The organism is Dyadobacter sp. CY323, from assembly GCF_021390245.1.
GTDB lineage: Bacteria > Bacteroidota > Bacteroidia > Cytophagales > Spirosomataceae > Dyadobacter.
The window spans coordinates 317,916-335,423 of the sequence record NZ_JAJUXH010000001.1 but is presented as its reverse complement, the minus strand read 5'-3'; the positions used below and the strand labels follow the sequence as shown (position 1 = coordinate 335,423).

16 protein-coding genes are annotated in these 17,508 nt (G+C 46.2%); 4 read left to right on the top strand and 12 right to left on the bottom strand.

All coding sequences use genetic code 11. From position 1 onward, the window contains the following. Positions 1 to 22: 22 nt before the first annotated feature. The 4 genes from LZG72_RS01490 to LZG72_RS01475 all read right to left on the bottom strand — a co-directional run bounded on the left by LZG72_RS01490 (position 23) and on the right by LZG72_RS01475 (position 3,229). Positions 23 to 1,384 (bottom strand): cell wall metabolism sensor histidine kinase WalK, encoded by a 1,362-nt coding sequence (locus LZG72_RS01490; RefSeq protein WP_233866654.1) that lies wholly within the window; start codon positions 1,382 to 1,384, stop codon positions 23 to 25. After that, complete coding sequence (locus tag LZG72_RS01485; RefSeq protein ID WP_233866651.1) at positions 1,368 to 2,066, bottom strand: response regulator transcription factor; 699 nt, start codon at positions 2,064 to 2,066, stop codon at positions 1,368 to 1,370. The genes LZG72_RS01490 and LZG72_RS01485 overlap by 17 nt, the downstream gene beginning before the upstream one ends. Positions 2,067 to 2,242: 176 nt before the next feature. Further along, positions 2,243 to 2,503: a hypothetical protein gene (locus tag LZG72_RS01480; protein WP_233866649.1), complete on the bottom strand. Its 261-nt coding sequence runs from the start codon at positions 2,501 to 2,503 to the stop codon at positions 2,243 to 2,245. A gap of 483 nt (positions 2,504 to 2,986) precedes the next feature. After that, positions 2,987 to 3,229 (bottom strand): transcriptional regulator, encoded by a 243-nt coding sequence (locus LZG72_RS01475; protein ID WP_233866645.1) that lies wholly within the window; start codon positions 3,227 to 3,229, stop codon positions 2,987 to 2,989. 124 nt (positions 3,230 to 3,353) lie between these two features. Between LZG72_RS01475 and LZG72_RS01470 the strand changes: the two genes are divergently transcribed. Both LZG72_RS01470 and LZG72_RS01465 read left to right on the top strand, forming a co-directional pair. Further along, positions 3,354 to 4,202, top strand: a complete 849-nt coding sequence (locus LZG72_RS01470; protein WP_233866643.1) for an aldo/keto reductase — start codon at positions 3,354 to 3,356, stop codon at positions 4,200 to 4,202. Next, the gene (locus LZG72_RS01465; RefSeq protein WP_310590537.1) at positions 4,174 to 4,962 is read left to right on the top strand and encodes a glucose 1-dehydrogenase; all 789 of its coding nucleotides are present in this window, start codon (positions 4,174 to 4,176) and stop codon (positions 4,960 to 4,962) included. Before LZG72_RS01470 ends, LZG72_RS01465 begins: the two co-directional genes overlap by 29 nt. Here the strand turns inward: LZG72_RS01465 and LZG72_RS01460 are convergent, their stop codons facing one another. From LZG72_RS01460 to LZG72_RS01445, 4 genes are all read right to left on the bottom strand, one after another. After that, positions 4,963 to 6,324: an amidohydrolase family protein gene (locus tag LZG72_RS01460; protein ID WP_233866640.1), complete on the bottom strand. Its 1,362-nt coding sequence runs from the start codon at positions 6,322 to 6,324 to the stop codon at positions 4,963 to 4,965. Positions 6,325 to 6,395: 71 nt separating this feature from the next. Then, entirely contained in the window at positions 6,396 to 7,559 is a 1,164-nt protein-coding gene (locus LZG72_RS01455) for a Gfo/Idh/MocA family protein (protein WP_233866637.1), read from the bottom strand. A gap of 119 nt (positions 7,560 to 7,678) precedes the next feature. Further along, the gene (locus LZG72_RS01450) at positions 7,679 to 8,506 is read right to left on the bottom strand and encodes a DUF481 domain-containing protein (protein ID WP_233866635.1); all 828 of its coding nucleotides are present in this window, start codon (positions 8,504 to 8,506) and stop codon (positions 7,679 to 7,681) included. A 56-nt stretch (positions 8,507 to 8,562) separates the two neighbouring features. Further along, positions 8,563 to 9,006 carry an RpiB/LacA/LacB family sugar-phosphate isomerase gene (locus tag LZG72_RS01445; protein ID WP_233866634.1) on the bottom strand — a complete coding sequence of 148 codons (444 nt, stop codon included), beginning with the start codon at positions 9,004 to 9,006 and terminating at the stop codon, positions 8,563 to 8,565. A gap of 137 nt (positions 9,007 to 9,143) precedes the next feature. On the opposite strand from LZG72_RS01445, the gene LZG72_RS29095 reads away from it, so the two are divergent. Both LZG72_RS29095 and LZG72_RS29090 read left to right on the top strand, forming a co-directional pair. Next, complete coding sequence (locus LZG72_RS29095) at positions 9,144 to 11,510, top strand: SNF2-related protein (RefSeq protein ID WP_255700872.1); 2,367 nt, start codon at positions 9,144 to 9,146, stop codon at positions 11,508 to 11,510. After that, on the top strand, positions 11,507 to 12,568 hold the full coding sequence (locus LZG72_RS29090; RefSeq protein WP_255700871.1) for a DEAD/DEAH box helicase: 1,062 nt from the start codon (positions 11,507 to 11,509) through the stop codon (positions 12,566 to 12,568). The genes LZG72_RS29095 and LZG72_RS29090 overlap by 4 nt, the downstream gene beginning before the upstream one ends. Here the strand turns inward: LZG72_RS29090 and LZG72_RS01430 are convergent. Genes LZG72_RS01430 through LZG72_RS01415 form a run of 4 tightly spaced genes read right to left on the bottom strand, consistent with a single transcriptional unit; the run spans position 12,549 to position 17,424 of the window. Then, positions 12,549 to 13,673 carry a glycoside hydrolase family 18 protein gene (locus tag LZG72_RS01430; RefSeq protein WP_233866633.1) on the bottom strand — a complete coding sequence of 375 codons (1,125 nt, stop codon included), beginning with the start codon at positions 13,671 to 13,673 and terminating at the stop codon, positions 12,549 to 12,551. The genes LZG72_RS29090 and LZG72_RS01430 overlap by 20 nt on opposite strands. A 21-nt stretch (positions 13,674 to 13,694) precedes the next feature. Beyond that, positions 13,695 to 15,158 carry a fibronectin type III domain-containing protein gene (locus LZG72_RS01425; RefSeq protein ID WP_233866632.1) on the bottom strand — a complete coding sequence of 488 codons (1,464 nt, stop codon included), beginning with the start codon at positions 15,156 to 15,158 and terminating at the stop codon, positions 13,695 to 13,697. Between the two features lie 44 nt (positions 15,159 to 15,202). After that, positions 15,203 to 16,105, bottom strand: coding sequence for a CorA family divalent cation transporter (locus tag LZG72_RS01420; RefSeq protein WP_233866631.1), 903 nt, complete (start codon positions 16,103 to 16,105; stop codon positions 15,203 to 15,205). Between the two features lie 56 nt (positions 16,106 to 16,161). Next, positions 16,162 to 17,424, bottom strand: a complete 1,263-nt coding sequence (locus tag LZG72_RS01415) for an NAD(P)/FAD-dependent oxidoreductase (RefSeq protein ID WP_233866630.1) — start codon at positions 17,422 to 17,424, stop codon at positions 16,162 to 16,164. Positions 17,425 to 17,508: the final 84 nt, after the last annotated feature.

Below are 17,508 nucleotides of genomic sequence, written 5' to 3'. Positions count from 1 at the left end.
GGATGAGAAAATTAAGATGCGGTTAGAAATGACAAAATGGGAGGTATGTAATGAATTGAGTGCCTTCTCCCACCCTGCTTTTGACCTCCACTTTCCCCTGGTGCAGCCGGATGATATTGTGAGCCAGCGGTAGTCCAATGCCATATCCTTTGTATTTTTCAGTATTGGAGGCCCTGAAAAATGGCACGAAAATCTGACCGATTTCCCGATCGGGTATGCCGATGCCCTGATCGCTGATTTCTATAATTGTATAAACCTGGTCCGCCCGGATGATGATATGCACCGGTTTGTTGTCCGAATATTTGCAGCTGTTCAAAACAATATTGGAAAACGCCGCTTTCAGTAGCGTTTTATTGCCATTCAAAACCAGCTTACGGTCGTCGTCAGGCAGGTAATCAAAATTAATTTCCACCTTATTGTCCGGCATGATCTTGTCCGCCGCTTCCTTCACGGACAGGATCAGCTCGTCGATCCGCAAATTGTCCCATTGCTCCCTCTTGCCGTCAAAGCCAGTTTGTGCAAGACTTAACATGCTGCTTGTGAGATTTTCGAGCCGCTCCGATTCCCGGTAAATGTTTTGAAATGAATCCCGTGCAGCTTCCGGAAGCCCGCTCACAGAAAGCCCGAGCTGAGCTTCCCCACTAATGACGGTTAAGGGTGTCTTAAATTCATGCGAGGCATTACTGACAAAATTATTCTGCATTTCGAAGGTAATTTCGAGCCGGTCGAGCATGTCGTTGAATGTCCTGGACAAATTCTCAACATCATCCTTCGTATCGTCGATGATCAACCGCTGGTTCAGGTTCAGCGCGTTAATTCCTTTTACATTGCGGATAATGCGGCGGAACGGTTTGAATACTTCATTTGAAAACAACCTGCCGAACGTAAATACAAAAATCATGGCGATGAGCGAGCCGATGATCAGGATATTTTTGAGGTTATTCATTTCGGCCAGACCGTAGAGGTCCACCGCGGAAGATATGACAATCACCTGCTGGCCCGCCTTTCCGATCCGCATTCCTACATAAGATGTGTCGTTGCGAAAAAATTGCGAAGTATTCCTCCTATCCAGTTCTTCAAAAAATGAGGCGGGCAGGTGTATGGTTTTTTTGATTTTCGGCGTGATGGTAGCTGGCAACACGCGGTGTTTTTCGGAAGGCAGATTGCGAAAATGCCGTTCCTTGATCGCATAATATATGGATGTCAGCGACTTGTTTTCCACCAGCGCCGCATGCCCGATAATGTCGGTCCGGACTTCGAGCCTGTGAAAGAAGCTGGCCGAAATACTTTTGGAGGCAACAATGTAAATGAATATACTGAATGCAAGAATGATCCCGGTAGTCAGGGCCGTAAAGATCAGCGTGATTTTAATTTGGATCTTCATAAGACTGGCGGATCACATAGCCCATTCCAAAAACCGTATGGATGAGTTTAACCGGATGGTTCTTTTCAATTTTTTTTCGAAGGTAGTTGATATATACATCTACGACATTGGTCCCCAGGTTGAAATTAATGTCCCACACATTTTCCAAAATTTCCATTCGATTCAATACACGGCCTGGATTCGAAAGCAAGTATTCCAGCAGGCGAAACTCAGTTGCTGTCAATTCGATAGCAATGTTTCCCCGTTTCACAGTTTTCGTAACTTTATCCAGGACCAGGTCACTGATGCTGAGCGTTTCTTCATCTTTCTCTTTTTCTTGCTCCCTTCCTCTTCTGGTCAGAGTTCGTATTCTGGCTTCCAGCTCGGCGAGCTTAAAAGGCTTCGTCATATAATCGTCCGCACCGGCGTCAAGTCCGGAAACGATATTTTCTGTTGTTCCCAGCGCTGTCAGCATCAATATCGGCGTAGTAAGCTGCTTACTTCTCAATCGTCTGCACACCTCCATTCCATTGATCACCGGAACCATGAGGTCGAGTATGATGATGTCAAATGTGTGTTGCAACGCCATTTGTTGACCGGATTGCCCATCCATAGCGACGGTAATTTCATGCCCGGACGCCGTGAGGCTGCGTTGTATGACGGAGATCACACTTGGTTCATCTTCAATAAGCAAAAGCTTCATGTTATTTGTGAATGCAAAAATTTGAGAATGTTAAGGTATAAAAAAACCTCATTGCTGAGGCGTTTAACAAAGGGATCATTGAAAACGATTCCAAAAGGCAAAAAAAAGGGAGGAAAAATCCCCCCCGTTTTCAAACTTCCAAACTCAAATGAGCCCTGTTGCGGACTCGTCCTCAATTACTTCGCAGAAATGCTTTTCAATTGCAGACCTACGATCGCTGCTTTCTGTGCAGCCGTGTGTTTATTGGTGTCAACTGTATTCCTAACTACTTGTGGAGCCGGGCTTTCCAGAACCGGAAGCGCCGCTGGTAATGATTTGTTGATAACTGAAATCCTTACTTTTTCTTCGCTTGTATATGTAGAATTGTTAGCGCTGGCATACGTTGCGATAGTCATTGCCATCATGGCTGTTGCTATCATTGTTTTTGCATTTTTCATTGGTAATAGTGTTTACTGTTTATTTTCTGTTGTTGTTCTTATTTCGAGTACAAATATACTACAATATTCTGAATACAAACGTTCAACGCATTAGTACACAAAACAATATTCCGTTTAAAAACGTAAAATACAGGTTGAAGATACCTGCGCTTGAAAAATATTTATGGTACAATTTCAAGATTCAAAATTTTAAAGTCACCCATTTTCCATATTTGGCACTTAATTTCATTTTGCTTACAGAAACTTAAACCAAGCTTCATACTGCTCTTCTACGAAGTCAGTCATAATATTTGGCAAAACAGAATTAAATTGAAATTTTATTCGGAGTGGATTAATTCAATGGCAGAAAATGCCGAAGAAATGGCCTCATTTCACGGATTTCGGGAAAATTTTTTTTTTAAAAAAATATAAAATTTTTCGGCAAATGAGTGATCGGTCGGGATCTGACTGTTAATGGGGACTGATTTGATTTAAAACACACCCTTACATGGGCGTGTTTGGGGTTTCAACAGAAGGTAAATGAAAGGTGATGCCGGAGATTTCGCACAACATCAGAAACTCAGAGAGTGTCGGAAGCTGGCCATTGTTGAAGATCAAATCAGCCGTCTCCGGTGAAATACCAGCCTCTGACAATGCATTGTTCAGATCTATCCCTTTAACTTCAATGATCTGCCTGATCTCAGCAATCAGTTCTTTTGCACGGTCTTCATATACAGTGGTTTCCATTTTAATTCCATTTAGTGTTCAAAGGAATGGGAACAAAATTGTGCCAGTTCGCCGGATTCTCGTTTTTCAGCTGCTTCTGGCGTGGGTTTTGTGTGATTTTGAAACAACATCATAACATATTAACATGGGCATTGCGAAAGAAAGCGCCTCCACATTTAGGATTGGCGGAGATATCGAGATCAACAGAATGGGTTACGGCGGAATGCAGCTGACAGGATATGGCGTGTGGGGCGATGCGCCCGATCGGGAGGCTGCAAAAAAGGTACTTCAAGCGGCGGTTGAGGCTGGTGTTACATTCATAGATACGGCGGATTCGTACGGGCCTCATACCAATGAGGTCCTGATCGCGGAAGCCTTACATCCTTACCCGAAAAATCTTCTGATCGCAACGAAAGGCGGACTTACCCGCACCGGGCCGAATCAATGGCCGGTAAATGGTGATCCGCGACACATTAAAGAAGCAATTGAGGGAAGTCTTAAAAGGCTGAAACTGGATGTGATCGACCTCTGGCAACTTCACCGGTTTGATTCAAAATTCCCGGTAGAAGAAACATTGGGGCCAGTTGTAGAGGCAGTAAATGCGGGCAAGATCCGTTATGTAGGACTTTCGGAGGTAGATATCCAGCAAATCGAGCGGGCTGAAAAGGTAGTCCCGATTGTGTCTGTACAGAATCTCTACAACCTCGGAAACCGGCAGTGGGAACGGGTGCTGGATTACACGGAGCAACGCGGAATGGCTTTCATTCCCTGGTTTCCGCTTGCTTCCGGGCCTGATAAAATGAAGAACAAGATTGCCGCCATCGCCGAAAAGCATGGCGCCACAACCGCGCAGGTTGCATTAGCCTGGCTTTTGAGAAGAGCATCGAACATTCTGCTCATCCCGGGTACCAGTTCCATTGAACATTTGCATGAAAATATAAATGCAGCTCAAATCGAGTTGCCTGATGAAGATTTCAACGCACTCTCAGAATAATAAAACTGAAATGGCGGATTATAAAAATAGTGTTGTGATTGTAACCGGTGCCGGAAATGGCATCGGGGCAGTCATTTCTTCGCATTATGCAAGGCATGGGGCGACTGTCGCAATGTGGGACCGGGACGGTGAGGGATTGAGAGAAATTCACCAAAAGCTTGAAAAAGAAGGCTGCCAGGTCACTTTAAGAGAGATCGATTTGACTTCGCCGGATGAAATTGCACGGGCAGTAGCAGAAGTGGAGCAGGCTTTCGGCCGCATTGATGTTCTGATCAATAATGCAGGTTTGGGAAAAAGCATTTCACCGTATGACTTGCCCGTTGCGGATTGGGATTACGTTTTAAACACAAATCTTAGGGGTACGTTCCTGTGTTCGCGGGAAGCGGCGAAAGTAATGCGGCTGAATGGAAAAGGGGCGATTGTAAACATTGCATCGACCCGGGCGCTGATGTCCGAGCCAAACACCGAAGCCTATGCTGCTTCCAAAGGCGGGATTCTGGCTTTGACCCACGCAATGGCGATCTCACTCGGTCCGGATAAAATTATGGTAAATGCGATTAGCCCCGGATGGATCGAAACGGGTGATTACTCTGCACTAAAACCCGCCGATCATGCGCAGCACCCAGCCGGTCGCGTTGGTAAACCGGACGATATAGCCAGAGCATGTCTTTATTTAACCGACCCTGAAAATGACTTTATCACAGGTACAAATCTGGTGATTGATGGCGGAATGACCCGCAAGATGATTTACGAGGAATAGTTATTGCTTTTGCAGCTTCTTCAGCTCGCTTTGAATGAAAGCTTTTGGCAGCCATTTGGTACCGATCATCACGCCTTCGATATTCCGTGATTGATTAATATCTTCCAAAGGATTCCCATTTAACAAAACCAGGTCGGAAACATATCCGGTTTTAATGACGCCCGAATCCGGTTTTTTGAGATAGTCAGCCACATTTACCGTCCCTGTTTTCAATACCTCGAATGGCGTGAGCCCAGCGTCCGTCAGGTACTTCATTTCATGGTGAGTCGCGAAGCCGGGGACATTCAGTACCTGCGGTGCGTCACATCCCAAAAGCAACTGTACGCCACCTTTCTGACAAGCCAGGATTATTTTCCTCCGCACATCGACAAACGCTTCGGCACGTTCCTTGCTGAACTTCGGGTTGTTATTATTGGCATTTTTCGCATTCATCCAGTTTCTTACTTCTTCCGGCTTCATGTATTTCAAGTCGGGATCATTCGCAAATGCAGTGGCGGGAAGTGGCGAGAGCCAACGCTCCGCAATCGCCTGGGTAGGTACAACCCGGATATTTTTCGCTTTCAATGCCTGGATCAACTTCGGTAGCCTGCTCATGTCGGCACTATATGCTGTCCACGCGCTGAAAAGGCCCGTTTCCTGCTCGGCCAAAGTGTCGATACCAGGCGTGATCGCTTCCACAAACCCGTCGAGGTGATCAATCGACGAATAACCGGCATCGATCGCTGCCCACACGCCTACCGAAAATGAAACGTGGCCGACCATCGGGATTCCCAATTCGGCCGACGTTTTAGCAATACCCGGAAACGTTTCTTTGGTAAGTCCGGGCAAAAGCTTGAGATAATCGTACCCTGCGGCTTTTTCTTCTTTTACAAGCTCCATACCCCGCGCGGCGGTTTTCACGGTTTGCCCGCTGAACGCAGGTCCGGTGGTGTAAAAGTTGGGCCCGAGGATTTCACCGCTTCTTACTTTTTGCCGAAGTTCCAGGTGTTTGGCGTTACCCAGCATCCCGCGAATTGTCGTAATCCCGTTGACCAGATAGAGCATCAGCACTTCCTTCATAGGTGTAAGATCGTCAATGGCAGGCACATGCGCATGCATTTCCGACCAGCCGGGCGTGAGGTACTTGCCTTTTGCGTCTACCACGAGCGCGCCGTTGCTTACTTTCACTTTCGCATTATCCCCAATAGTCAAAATCTTCCCATTCTTCACAACGACCGTCTGATCTCTCAAAACCGTCTCGCGATCCATCGGAATTACATTCACCGATTTAAAAACAATCTCCCGGTCGACATTACTAACCGGCGCCTGCGCAAATACACGCCCGGCAAAGAGAATTGAAAGGAAAACAAAGTAAAGTTTCATCTTCTCGGAATTTGATTAACGGACAAATAAAAACTTCTCACATCTCCCATCTCACATCTCACAAAAAAACCCTAACTACTAACAACCACATTCTGAGCATTCTTCTGTGCCTTCAATGCCAGTTCCGTCGCCAGAAAACAATGCTCCTGCGACATCGCGGTTTCTGTGCGGTTCAGCACATCATCTACCAGCTGCCGACCGTATGGAAGTTCAACTTTACTGCAATCGACATACGTTGTTTCTTTGTTATTGACCACAAAAAGGTGATTTCCACCCTCTCTGCCGACGATATCGATGTTTTTTCTGATTTCAATATATCCTTCTGTACCGAGCACGGTCAAGCGTCCGTCGCCCCAGGTTTTGAGTCCGTCGGGAGTGAACCAGTCTACGCGAATGTAGCCTGAGCCGCCATTTCCGCGAAGCATTGTGTCGCCAAAATCTTCAAATTTCGGCCACTGAGGATGAGCTACATTACCAACCTGGGAAGCAACGATTTCAGCTTTAGTAGAACCGGTAAAGAAAAGAAACTGGTCAAACTGGTGCGAAGCAATATCGCAAATAATGCCTCCAAAGCGTTTTTTATCGAAAAACCATTCTGGCCGCGTATCTGCATTTAATCGGTGTGGCCCGAGTCCGATCGTTTGTACAACCTTCCCGATCACGCCTTCTTTGATCAACTCGCCGGCTTTGATCGTCGCGCGGTTTTCGAGCCGCTCGCTATACATAATGGAGTAAATGCGCTTGGTTTCCTTCTGCGCTTTCCGTACCTGAGCGAGTTGTTCCAAACTGGTGATACCAGGTTTATCCACCATATAATCCTTCCCGCTTTTCATCACGCGGATGCCAAGCGGGGCGCGCTCGTCGGGTATGCCTGAGCTCAGGATCAATTGAATGCTTTTATCATCCAGAATTTCGGCCTCGCTTTTTGCCTGCTTTACCTGCGGGTACCGTTTGGCAAAAGCCGCTGCCAGGTCCGGCTCTTTGGCATAAAAAGAAACCAGCTCGCCACCGCCACGGGTTACCGCTTCTACCTGTCCATAAATGTGACCGTGATTGATCCCGATTGCGGAAAACTTAATTCTTGGCGCCAAAAATGCTGGTTCAGGAGTTTCTTCTACTTCCGTTTTGGCGGCTGCTGTGACTTCCTGTGCAAGCGCAGGCAAAATCATTAAACCTGCAGCCGTATTAACTGAATTTTTCAAAAACTGGCGACGGTTATCCTGTGGTTCTCTCATGGGGTGGATGGAATATTGTGAATACCTATTAAAGCACAATTTTGACAGATATAATGTGCCGCAATGAAGGACAACATTATTCTGTTCCTTCCCTTACAAAAATCAGGGGAGTATCCCAGCTATTTATTCCCGATCGCAACCCCGAATGTGATGCGTGAATCGTTGCGTTTCCGGGTGGCTTCTACGACGCTTTCATATGAATTTTCGAAACTCGTCCGGAACGTAATCCATTTGTTTATAGGCAATTCCACAGACAAAATCGTATTCCATCGAAAGTTCGAGAGGTCGTTTAATGCGGGCTGTAAAAAGGTGAGGTGATTAATCCGGAGTTTGTCCTGCATAAACGAATGCTTTCCTTTTATCCGAAACGAATTACGGATGGTAGTAACCGTCGCTATTTCCCGAAAATCAGTGTTTTCATAGAGAATGGCATTGGTAAGACTAAGGTCGTTTGTCTTGTTTTTCACAACCCGGTAACCAATTCCGGCACCCGTCATGAGACGAAAATCGATCTTCCGTAAATTACTCGTTTCGATCGCGCCAAGACCAAATGCGTAGGTGCGGTGCTTTTTAAAAACATCCACAAACAAATCCGTATAACTGTCGCGTTCAGCCAGAATGCCATTTTGCTTTCCATATGTAAACCTCGGATTGGTGGCAATGTTGATCACCGGACCGCTGAATGTAAGTTCTGCCCGCAGCACAACCAGCGTCCTGTTTACATTCCCTCTCGTAAAATTCCCGTCACCGATGAACCTGTAACGAATGGTATCGATCAGTACCGATGGCGGTTTCAGCGCGGTATCCGGTTTAATGGCAGTCAGAGAGTCGGCCGGAAGGATTTTGAGTGAGTCGGTTTGGGTCTGCTGAGCAAACGCGGAAACCAATGAAATAACTAAAAAGAAAGCGGCAAGCTTTGCAGAGCGGTGGCATGTCGAAATTTTCATTACCGCATTTTTGCAAAACGATAATGCCAAAATTGATGTCAAAATAGCTTCTAAGTTTATTTTTCCAATGCTTTAACTTTCCCGAGCCTGCGCATGTGACGTTCTGCTTCGGTGAACTTTGCCTGCAAAAAAGCATCAACCAGCTCTTTCGCGGCCATATTTCCGGTGACCCTGCCTCCGAGGCACAACAAATTGATGTCATCATCCTCCACACCCTGATGCGCAGAGAAATGATCATTGATCAATGCGGCACGGACACCTGTCACCTTATTGGCAGCCACCGAAGCTCCAACCCCACTGCCGCAAACGGCAATGCCGCGGTCCAGTTCTTTGCCTGCGACAGCCTGTGCGAGCGGGATTACAAAGTCCGGATAATCGTCCTGATTATCGAGCGTATAGGCGCCAAAATCGGTGATATGGTGCCCGTTTTCAGTGAGATAGGCTTTCAGGAACTGTTTCAGTTCGAAGCCTCCGTGATCGGCGGCGATTCCAATTTCCATATTTCAGTTAAAGTTTTGTCGATACAAAGTCCCGTGCTACCGTGCACGGAAAGTGGTAATTTCGTTATTTTTATCAAATTATCATTACTGAATCCTGCTTTACAAGGCTTTTTGATACTGGTTAATTACTTTGCCGAATGAGAAAAAATGAGCCTGCCGAATCCGAAAAAATAAGTGTGCACTATTTTACATTTCCGGATTTCAATCTTTCCGAACTATCCACCACAACCATTTTAAAAAACAGTGCCGAGCTTCCAAGTACTGAAAAACGCGGTTTCTTCGAAATTCAGCCCCAGGAAATTGACATTAACTACGCCTCGTTTAAAATTCAGGGAGCAGCGTCGGAAACGTTTAAGGTAGTTGTAAAACAGGATGAGGAGCAGGCCAGTCTGTATTGTTCCTGCATGTTGCCAAAACGCAAGCTTTGTGAGCACCAGATCCAGGTGCTCTACAATTTCGTCAACCGCAAAGATCTCCGTGCGTTTTTTGACCGGAAACTGAGATTTGAGAAAATAAAACAGGCCGCGCTGGATTACGGGCTGGAAAATGAACCCGACCTGGACCATTACTTTCAGCTTGATATTGCATCGCGCGAACTCGTGATCCGTCCGCGTTTGAAAGAGCTGATCCCATTGAACCGGGAAGCCGTTTTACTTTTGGAAAACCAGCTTGTGACTAAACCTGCATTGGGTTTGCCGAATGCAACCGAAAAACCTTCCGATACAAAAAAGATCGTTATTATGGGCCAGAACAAGTATTACGAGCATTTTTACTTCGAAATGTACGAAGCTTCCGTAACCAGGAACGGGAAGCTCAAAAACCCGCTTTCTCTTCTTAATCCATTCGATCAGATCTGGAAAACGCAGGATCCGGAGGTTTTGAAATTCTATACAGCCATATCTGCTTTCCATAATAATTTCAGGAAGAAAAAACCGGAAATGGATCTCGACGGGCTGAAATCGATTTTAAAAAATCCATTGCAACTTGATTTTTACTACCATAGTACCGCCATTTCCGACCATGTAAACGCGGCTTCGCTAATCCCGGTGCGCCTGGAACAATCACCGCTCGATATGCAGCTCACGATCGACCAGAATGACAAATTCTTTCACATCTCTGGCGAATTGATCCTGAATGGCGTTTACCTCGACCTCGAAAAGGTGCAAATGCGGTATGACTATTTTGTTTTGTACAAAGATTCGCTCTATCTGATCGATAATGAAGATGTATTAAACACAGTAACCTTTTTCAAACAGCATAACCAGAAGATCTACATCCACCACTCCAAGTTCGAAGAATTCCGGCAAAATCTTTTATCCAAAATTGAAAACAAGATCCGGATCACCTATTCCTTTTTAAAACCGGCTACGGAGCAGCAAAAGGAAGAACAAGGTTTTGATAAGCCGGCTGAAAAGATCATTTACCTCGAAGATTTCGGCAATTACGTACTCATCACGCCGGTCGTGAAATATGGAAATGCAGAAGTTCCATTGTTTTCCCAAAAGGATATTTATTCGGTAGACAGCCACGGAAACCCATTTATGGTGGAACGTGACCATGATCTCGAAAACCGTTTCGGCAGCACATTACTTCGCCAGCATCCCGATTTCGACGACCAGATTGGCAAGGAGGAAGAAGACAGGCCGGGGAAAGATTTCTTTTACATTCACCGCGCTCAGTTTCTCAGCGAAGACTGGTTTCCCGACGCATTTGAAACATGGCAGGACCAGGGAATCACCATTCTGGGTTTCAATAAACTCAATAAAAACCGCCTGAATCAAAACCGGGCAAAGATATCCGTGAATGTGATCAGCGGGATCAACTGGTTTAATACGATGGCAAATGTGCGTTTTGGGAATCAAAAAGTTACGCTCAAACATTTACATAAAGCCGTTAAAAACAGGAATAAATATGTCGAGCTGGGCGATGGTACGCTCGGGATTTTGCCCGAAAAGTGGGTCGAAAAGTTTGCCAAATTTTTCGACGCGGGTGAGATCGACGGTGAACTCATCCGCACTTCAAAAGCCAGCTTCGCTTCCATCAGCGAATTGTATGAGGCCGAAATGCTGGACCAGGAAGTGCGTGAACAAATTCAATTCTATAAGTCGAAGTTTGAAGATTTTGAGTCGATCGAGCCGGTAAAAGTGCCTGATGCATTAAAAGCATCACTCCGTAAATACCAGCAGCAAGGTTTGAACTGGCTCAATTTCCTGGATGAATTTGGTTTTGGAGGCTGTTTAGCGGATGATATGGGGCTGGGGAAAACGGTTCAGATCATCGCATTCATTTTATCTCAAAGAGAAAAACAGGTTAAAAACACCAACCTGATTATCGTCCCGACTTCGCTGATCTTCAACTGGCAGGCGGAAGTCGAAAAGTTTGCCCCGGACCTTAAAATGCTCACGATCTATGGTTCCGACCGCATCCGGGAAGTGACTACCTTTGATCAATATGAGATTATCCTGACTTCCTACGGCACATTACTGTCGGACGTTAATTTTTGAAAAAATACCATTTCAACTACATTATCCTCGACGAATCACAAGCCATTAAAAACCCCGAATCGCAACGATATAAGGCTGCCAGACTGCTACAATCGAGGAATAAGCTGGTGATGACGGGTACGCCGGTGGAAAACAATACCTTCGATTTGTACGGTCAGCTTTCGTTTGCGTGTCCGGGTTTGCTGGGAAATAAAAACCAGTTTCAGCAGCATTTTTCCACGCCGGTCGACCGGTTCAAAGACAGCGAGCGCGCCCAGGAATTGCAGACGCGGATCAATCCGTTTATCCTTCGACGGACCAAGAAACAGGTTGCCAAAGAACTTCCCGAAAAGACTGAAATGGTTCTTTACTGCGAATTGGGCGAAGAGCAACGGAAAGTTTATAATGCCTACGAGCTCGAATTTTTCACGTATCTCAACACCCGGAATGAGCTCGATATTGAGCGAAGCCGCCTGCATGTGCTGCAAGGTCTCACCAAGCTGCGCCAGATATGTAACTCCCCGGCTTTGCTGAATGACGATCAGTTTTATGGAAATTCTTCCGCCAAAATCGAGGTGCTGATGGAGCAGATCGGGACGAAATCACTGCAGCACAAAATCCTGGTTTTTTCGCAGTTCGTTTCCATGCTGGACCTGATCCGCCCGGAACTGGTAAAACGCGGCATCGGATACGAATATCTGACCGGACAAACAAAAGACCGGGAATCGGCAGTTGAAAATTTTCAGAACAATGAGAACATCCGCGTCTTCCTGATCAGCCTGAAAGCAGGTGGAACCGGACTTAACCTCACCGAGGCAGATTACGTGTACCTCGTCGATCCATGGTGGAATCCCGCCGTTGAAAACCAAGCGATTGACCGCAGTTACCGCATTGGTCAAAAGAAAAACGTCATCGCCGTGCGCCTGATCTGCCCGGCAACGATCGAAGAAAAGATCATGGAACTCCAGGAATCAAAAAAGGACCTCGCGAATGATCTGGTAAAAACGGATAACTCGGTTTTGAAAAGTCTGACGAAGAAGGATTTGCTGGGGTTGGTCACTAATCCAAATTCCGGCTAATCTCATTGATCAGATATTCCTTCGGATCGTTGAAATATTCCCAGAAGAAAATACCGGCCAGGTTATTCTTTTTAACGTAATCACATTTCTCTTTAATCGACTTTTCGTCTTCGTATGTGATCAGAATTCTGGTTGACTCGTTGAAGAGATATGGTGCTTTTGCTTTCTTGTCGTAGTATTTTTTATATCCGTTCTGATCGATCAGCGTGTCTTTTAGCTTCGTGTAACCTGCGCCCTGGGCGGTTTTAATGCGTTTTTCTCCGAGCCCGTTGTTTTTCGTCGTTTCGGCCTCAAACCCTTTTCCATAAAAAGCGGCACCGAGCCCTATCTTGTTCGCAGGGACACCTGCGGCGATGAAATTTCTCACAGAACGATCAGCCGATGAAGTTTCCTCGGAACCTCCGTAATTATACAAATTGGTATGGTGCCCGACAGTCCCATTTTTGCCGCCGTAGTCATACGTCATGATCAGCACGTAATCCAGGTATTGCTGCGCAAGTCCCATTTCGGTGTGCTCGATGAAAGAATCCGATCCGCCCACAGCAGTTGTGAGCAGGTATTTTCGTCCTTTTTCCTTTTCCAGCACATTCAGTTCTTCGCGTATTGCTTTGAACATCAGCGTGAAATTCTGTTTGTCTTCCGGCCTGAAAATGTTGCCTTCCTCGCCGCGCATTCCAGGGTATTCCCAGTCGATGTCCACGCCATCGAGGTCGAATTGCCGGATAATATCCACGCTCGATTTAGCGAATTTTGCTCGGGAGGTTTCTGTCAAAACAGCATCTGAAAAGTTTTCGCTCCAAGACCAGCCGCCGATGGATATCACGATTTTCAAGTCGGGATTTTTAAGTTTTAATCCATTCAGTTTCCGGAAATTGATGGAATCTGTTGCCAGGTTTGTCAGCACGGCCAGGCTGTCCTGCACATTGACGAATGCATAATTAATGTGCGTCAGTTTCTCGGCGTCAATCTCATCTGCATTCACCAGACCGCGAAAACCGCCGACGTATCCATTGACGATGTAATTTTTCTTTTTCTGTGCAAAGCTGGAGTCAGACAGAAATGCGAGCAATAATGCTGCGCAGAGAATGCGGTAGAATGGTTTCATAGGTTCGAAAACAGGTCAGTGTTAAAAAAGCAGGACTTTACGTGATATTACTTCTAGATCGGTGGTTATGAGGATAATGTAAATGCCTGAGGTAAGGTTTGACAAATCCGTTCGCGACAGGGATGTAATTATGGATTCCGCGCGGGACCTTCCCATCGTATCGTAAATCCGCAGCTTGCCGCCGGATTTATTTTTCAGCTCGGTTATCAATACTTTTTCCGAAACAAAAACCAGGTGTTGATCCGGTTTTGTAGACGTGATGATCGACGATGCGCGAACAATGGAGATCAGACTGTATGGTGAGCTACCTCCCGCATTCGTTGCTTTGATCCGGTAAAAATAGTCGGCAGTTGCAAGCTTCCCCCGATCCTCATATTGCTGTACGTTTGCACCCAGTTTTGCGATCTGGACAAAATTCGCGTGACTTCCCAATGCTCGCTCAACCACAATCTCGGTTGCATTACCTGTAACCGGCGACCAGCGCAGCTGCACCAGTTCAGGCCCGGTAGGAACAGCCGTGAAATCATCAGGCTGGTCGGGAACAGGTATATTCTGCGTTTTCACCGAAGCGACACTACTATATGTGGAACCTCCTACCGCATTCACAGCCCGCACCCGGTAGTAATAAAGGGTAGCGGCATTCAGCGCCGTATTTTGAAAAGTGGTGGCATTCACGCCCAGGTCCGCAATCTTCACAAATGCAACTCCATCCAACGAGCGTTCGACCTGATATCCGGTTTCATTGATAGCCTGATCCACCCAGGAAAGATTGATCTGAGCCGGCGACATAGCAGTCGCAGTAAGCTCCGTGGGCGCAGCTGGCAGCACCTGAAAAGTGGTGTCATCCGCAATGTTTGAATACGCCGATTTCCCGGCCGTGTTTTTCGCCAGAATGCGATACCAGTAACGCGTGACGGGAACCAGCCCCGTGTTTTGAAATGCAACGGCATTCACGGCCAGATCGGCGATCTTAATGAAATTAGTTCCGTCGATTGACCTTTCCAGTTCAAAACCAGTTTCGTCCGTCGCACTATCCGTCCAGGAAAGGTTGATCTGATAGCCCGAGATCGCCGTCGCGACCAATGTGGCGGGTGGTTTTGGAATGGTGATAACCGGAGCTTTCGTCGTGTCGGAAGCAATGTTGGAATATGCCGAGGAACCCGAAGCATTTACCGCCCGGATCCGGTAAAAATAGGCCGTGGAAGCAGTCAAACCAATGTTTTGGTATGTTACGGTATTTATGGGCAGGTCAATCAGTTTCGTAAATGTCTTTCCATCCAACGACCGTTCCAGCTCAAAGCCGGTTTCATCTGGCGAGGCATCCTGCCAGGTCAGCGTGATTTGTACCTGAGAAATGGCGGCCGCTGTAAGTTCGAGGGGTGGTTTGGGGATAGCGAATGCTTTTCCCGAAGAATGGGAAGGCATGGCATGGAGCATGCAAAAAAGTGCAACCTGAACGATGAAGGGTATAAAACGTTGGTTCATAAAGTCATGTACTCGCTTTCAGAGAATGGTAAACGTATGTGCTCTCACAACCAGCCGCGTCTTTTGAACCACACATAAATCCCAATGGTGATCACCACCATCAGGCCCATCACAACCGGATAGCCAAGCCTCATATTGAGTTCAGGCATGTATTTGAAGTTCATTCCGTAAATACCGACAATGAAGGTTAACGGCATGAAAAATACTGAAAAGACCGTTAAGACGCGGACAGTTTCGTTGGTTCGCTGCGAAGAAATCGAAAAATAAATCATCACCAGCTGATTCATGTTCTCAAATAAGGTATCGTAAATGTTCTGAAGCTTCACAAAAAGGTCGCGGGTGTCGCGGGTGTAGGTATTTGAATGTTCCGGGGCATCCATTTTGTCAATGATCTCATGGGACAACATGATGATTCTCCGGGTGACCTCCACTCTCCTTCTCAGGTAGTATAATCCCTCCAGAAGGGACGCCTTCCGGTTTTTCAAGAACATATTTTCCTCGTAGTACTCAATATCCTTGGTGAGTTTTACAGAAGGTTTTTCATAGGTTTCGAGACAATTTTTTACGATCTCGTTCACCAGGTGATGTGTATTCTGACAATTGTGCTGTTTCAACTGATTTTCTTTGATCATTTCCGGCCCCAGCCATTCTTTTCTGTGAATGGTGATCACCCGTTCCGGGGTTGTGAAAATGGCAACTTTGTCTGTCAGTTCGAGGACAGTATCCGCCTGTGACGACACTTGTTTTGTGTGCACCCTGGCAATGATGAATGCGTAGGCGCCGACGTTTTCGTATTTGGGAAGATGATCTCCCTCCTGCCAGTCCTTGATGGACGAATCGTGTAAATCGTACTTTTCTGCCAGTTTTTTGATCTCTTCCTCATCCGGATCGAATACATCCAGCCATTCAAAGGGAAATTCAGAGGGATCGGTAATGGTTTTGATCATAAATTAACTCAGGAAGGTTACTAACGGTGTTAGATAATTGACTGGTCACAAAACACTTATTTATCGGGTTTAGAATCCATGATAAAACGCAGCGACTGATCTCTGGTAATAAAAGCTACTATCCAGTTATAGAACGTTTTAACTTGATTACGGTAACGGATCAATGAAAACAAATGCACGACCAGCCACAGGAAGTACGCGATAAAACCTTTGAAATGCAAGCCGGGCAGGTCGGCAACCGCTTTGTTGATTCCGATGATCGCCATGGTGCCTTTATCGGTGTAATGGAACGGTTCGAGTGGTTTGCCATCAATGAGTAATCCGAAATTGTGGGCCAGGTTTTTTCCCTGCTGAATCGCTACCTGCGCCAGCTGCGGATGGCCGTCCGGGAATTTCTCGTCTGTATTCATGAGGCAAATGTCGCCCAATGCAAACACATCGTCAAAACCTTCCACTCTGTTAAAACGGTCAACCAGTACTCTTTTTCCTCTTCCGAGTACCTCTTTCGGTAACCCGGGAATTGTCGTCGCAGTAACCCCGGATGTCCAGATCAGCGTCTCAGTTTCAATGGTTTTTCCGTTCGCAAACGTCACGACATCGTTCTCAAAATCTTTTACGGCATGGTCCAGCAGTACATTGATTCCCAGGTTCCGCAATTCTTCCAGTGTTTCTTCCTGAGACTTTTTACTCATTGGATTCAATACAACCGGCAGTGCGTCAACCAGATAGATCTGTACTTCTTCGCGTTTCAGTTCAGGGTAATCTTTCTTAAAAATACGTTTGTGCATTTCCGCCAGCATTCCGGAAATCTCAACGCCCGTTGGCCCGGCCCCCGCTACGACGATTGACAGGATCTTCCGTCGCTCCGACGAATCCCGGATCTTGGTGGCTCTTTCTTTTTGCCGGAGAATGTGGTTGCGGAGTGCGAGCGCATCCTGCACGGTTTTCATGGGAACGGAATTCTTTTTCACGTTTTCCATTCCGAAAAAGTTACTCTCCGTTCCGGTGGCCAGCACAATGTAATCGTAATAAATATCGCCGCTCTCAGTTGCTATCCTCTTTTCAGCCGGGAAAAGTTCACGAAACGCGCCAAAGCTGAAATGCATATTATCCTTATCCTGAAAAAACTTCCTGAACGGATAACTGATATTGGACGCCTCCAGAAAGCCTGTGGCAACCTGATAAAGCAGTGGCGGAAAAAAATTGTAGTTGTTTTTATCGACCAATGTAATGTGGAACCTCTTATCCTTAGAAAGTTTCTGTGCGAGATTAATCCCCGCAAAACCACCACCCACGATGACTATTTTTATCAGATTCATATATCAGTAATGTTAACCGGAAACCATTTTTCAAATCATTATTATAATTATGCCTCCACCTTCCGGGCGCACATTTCAGGTCTT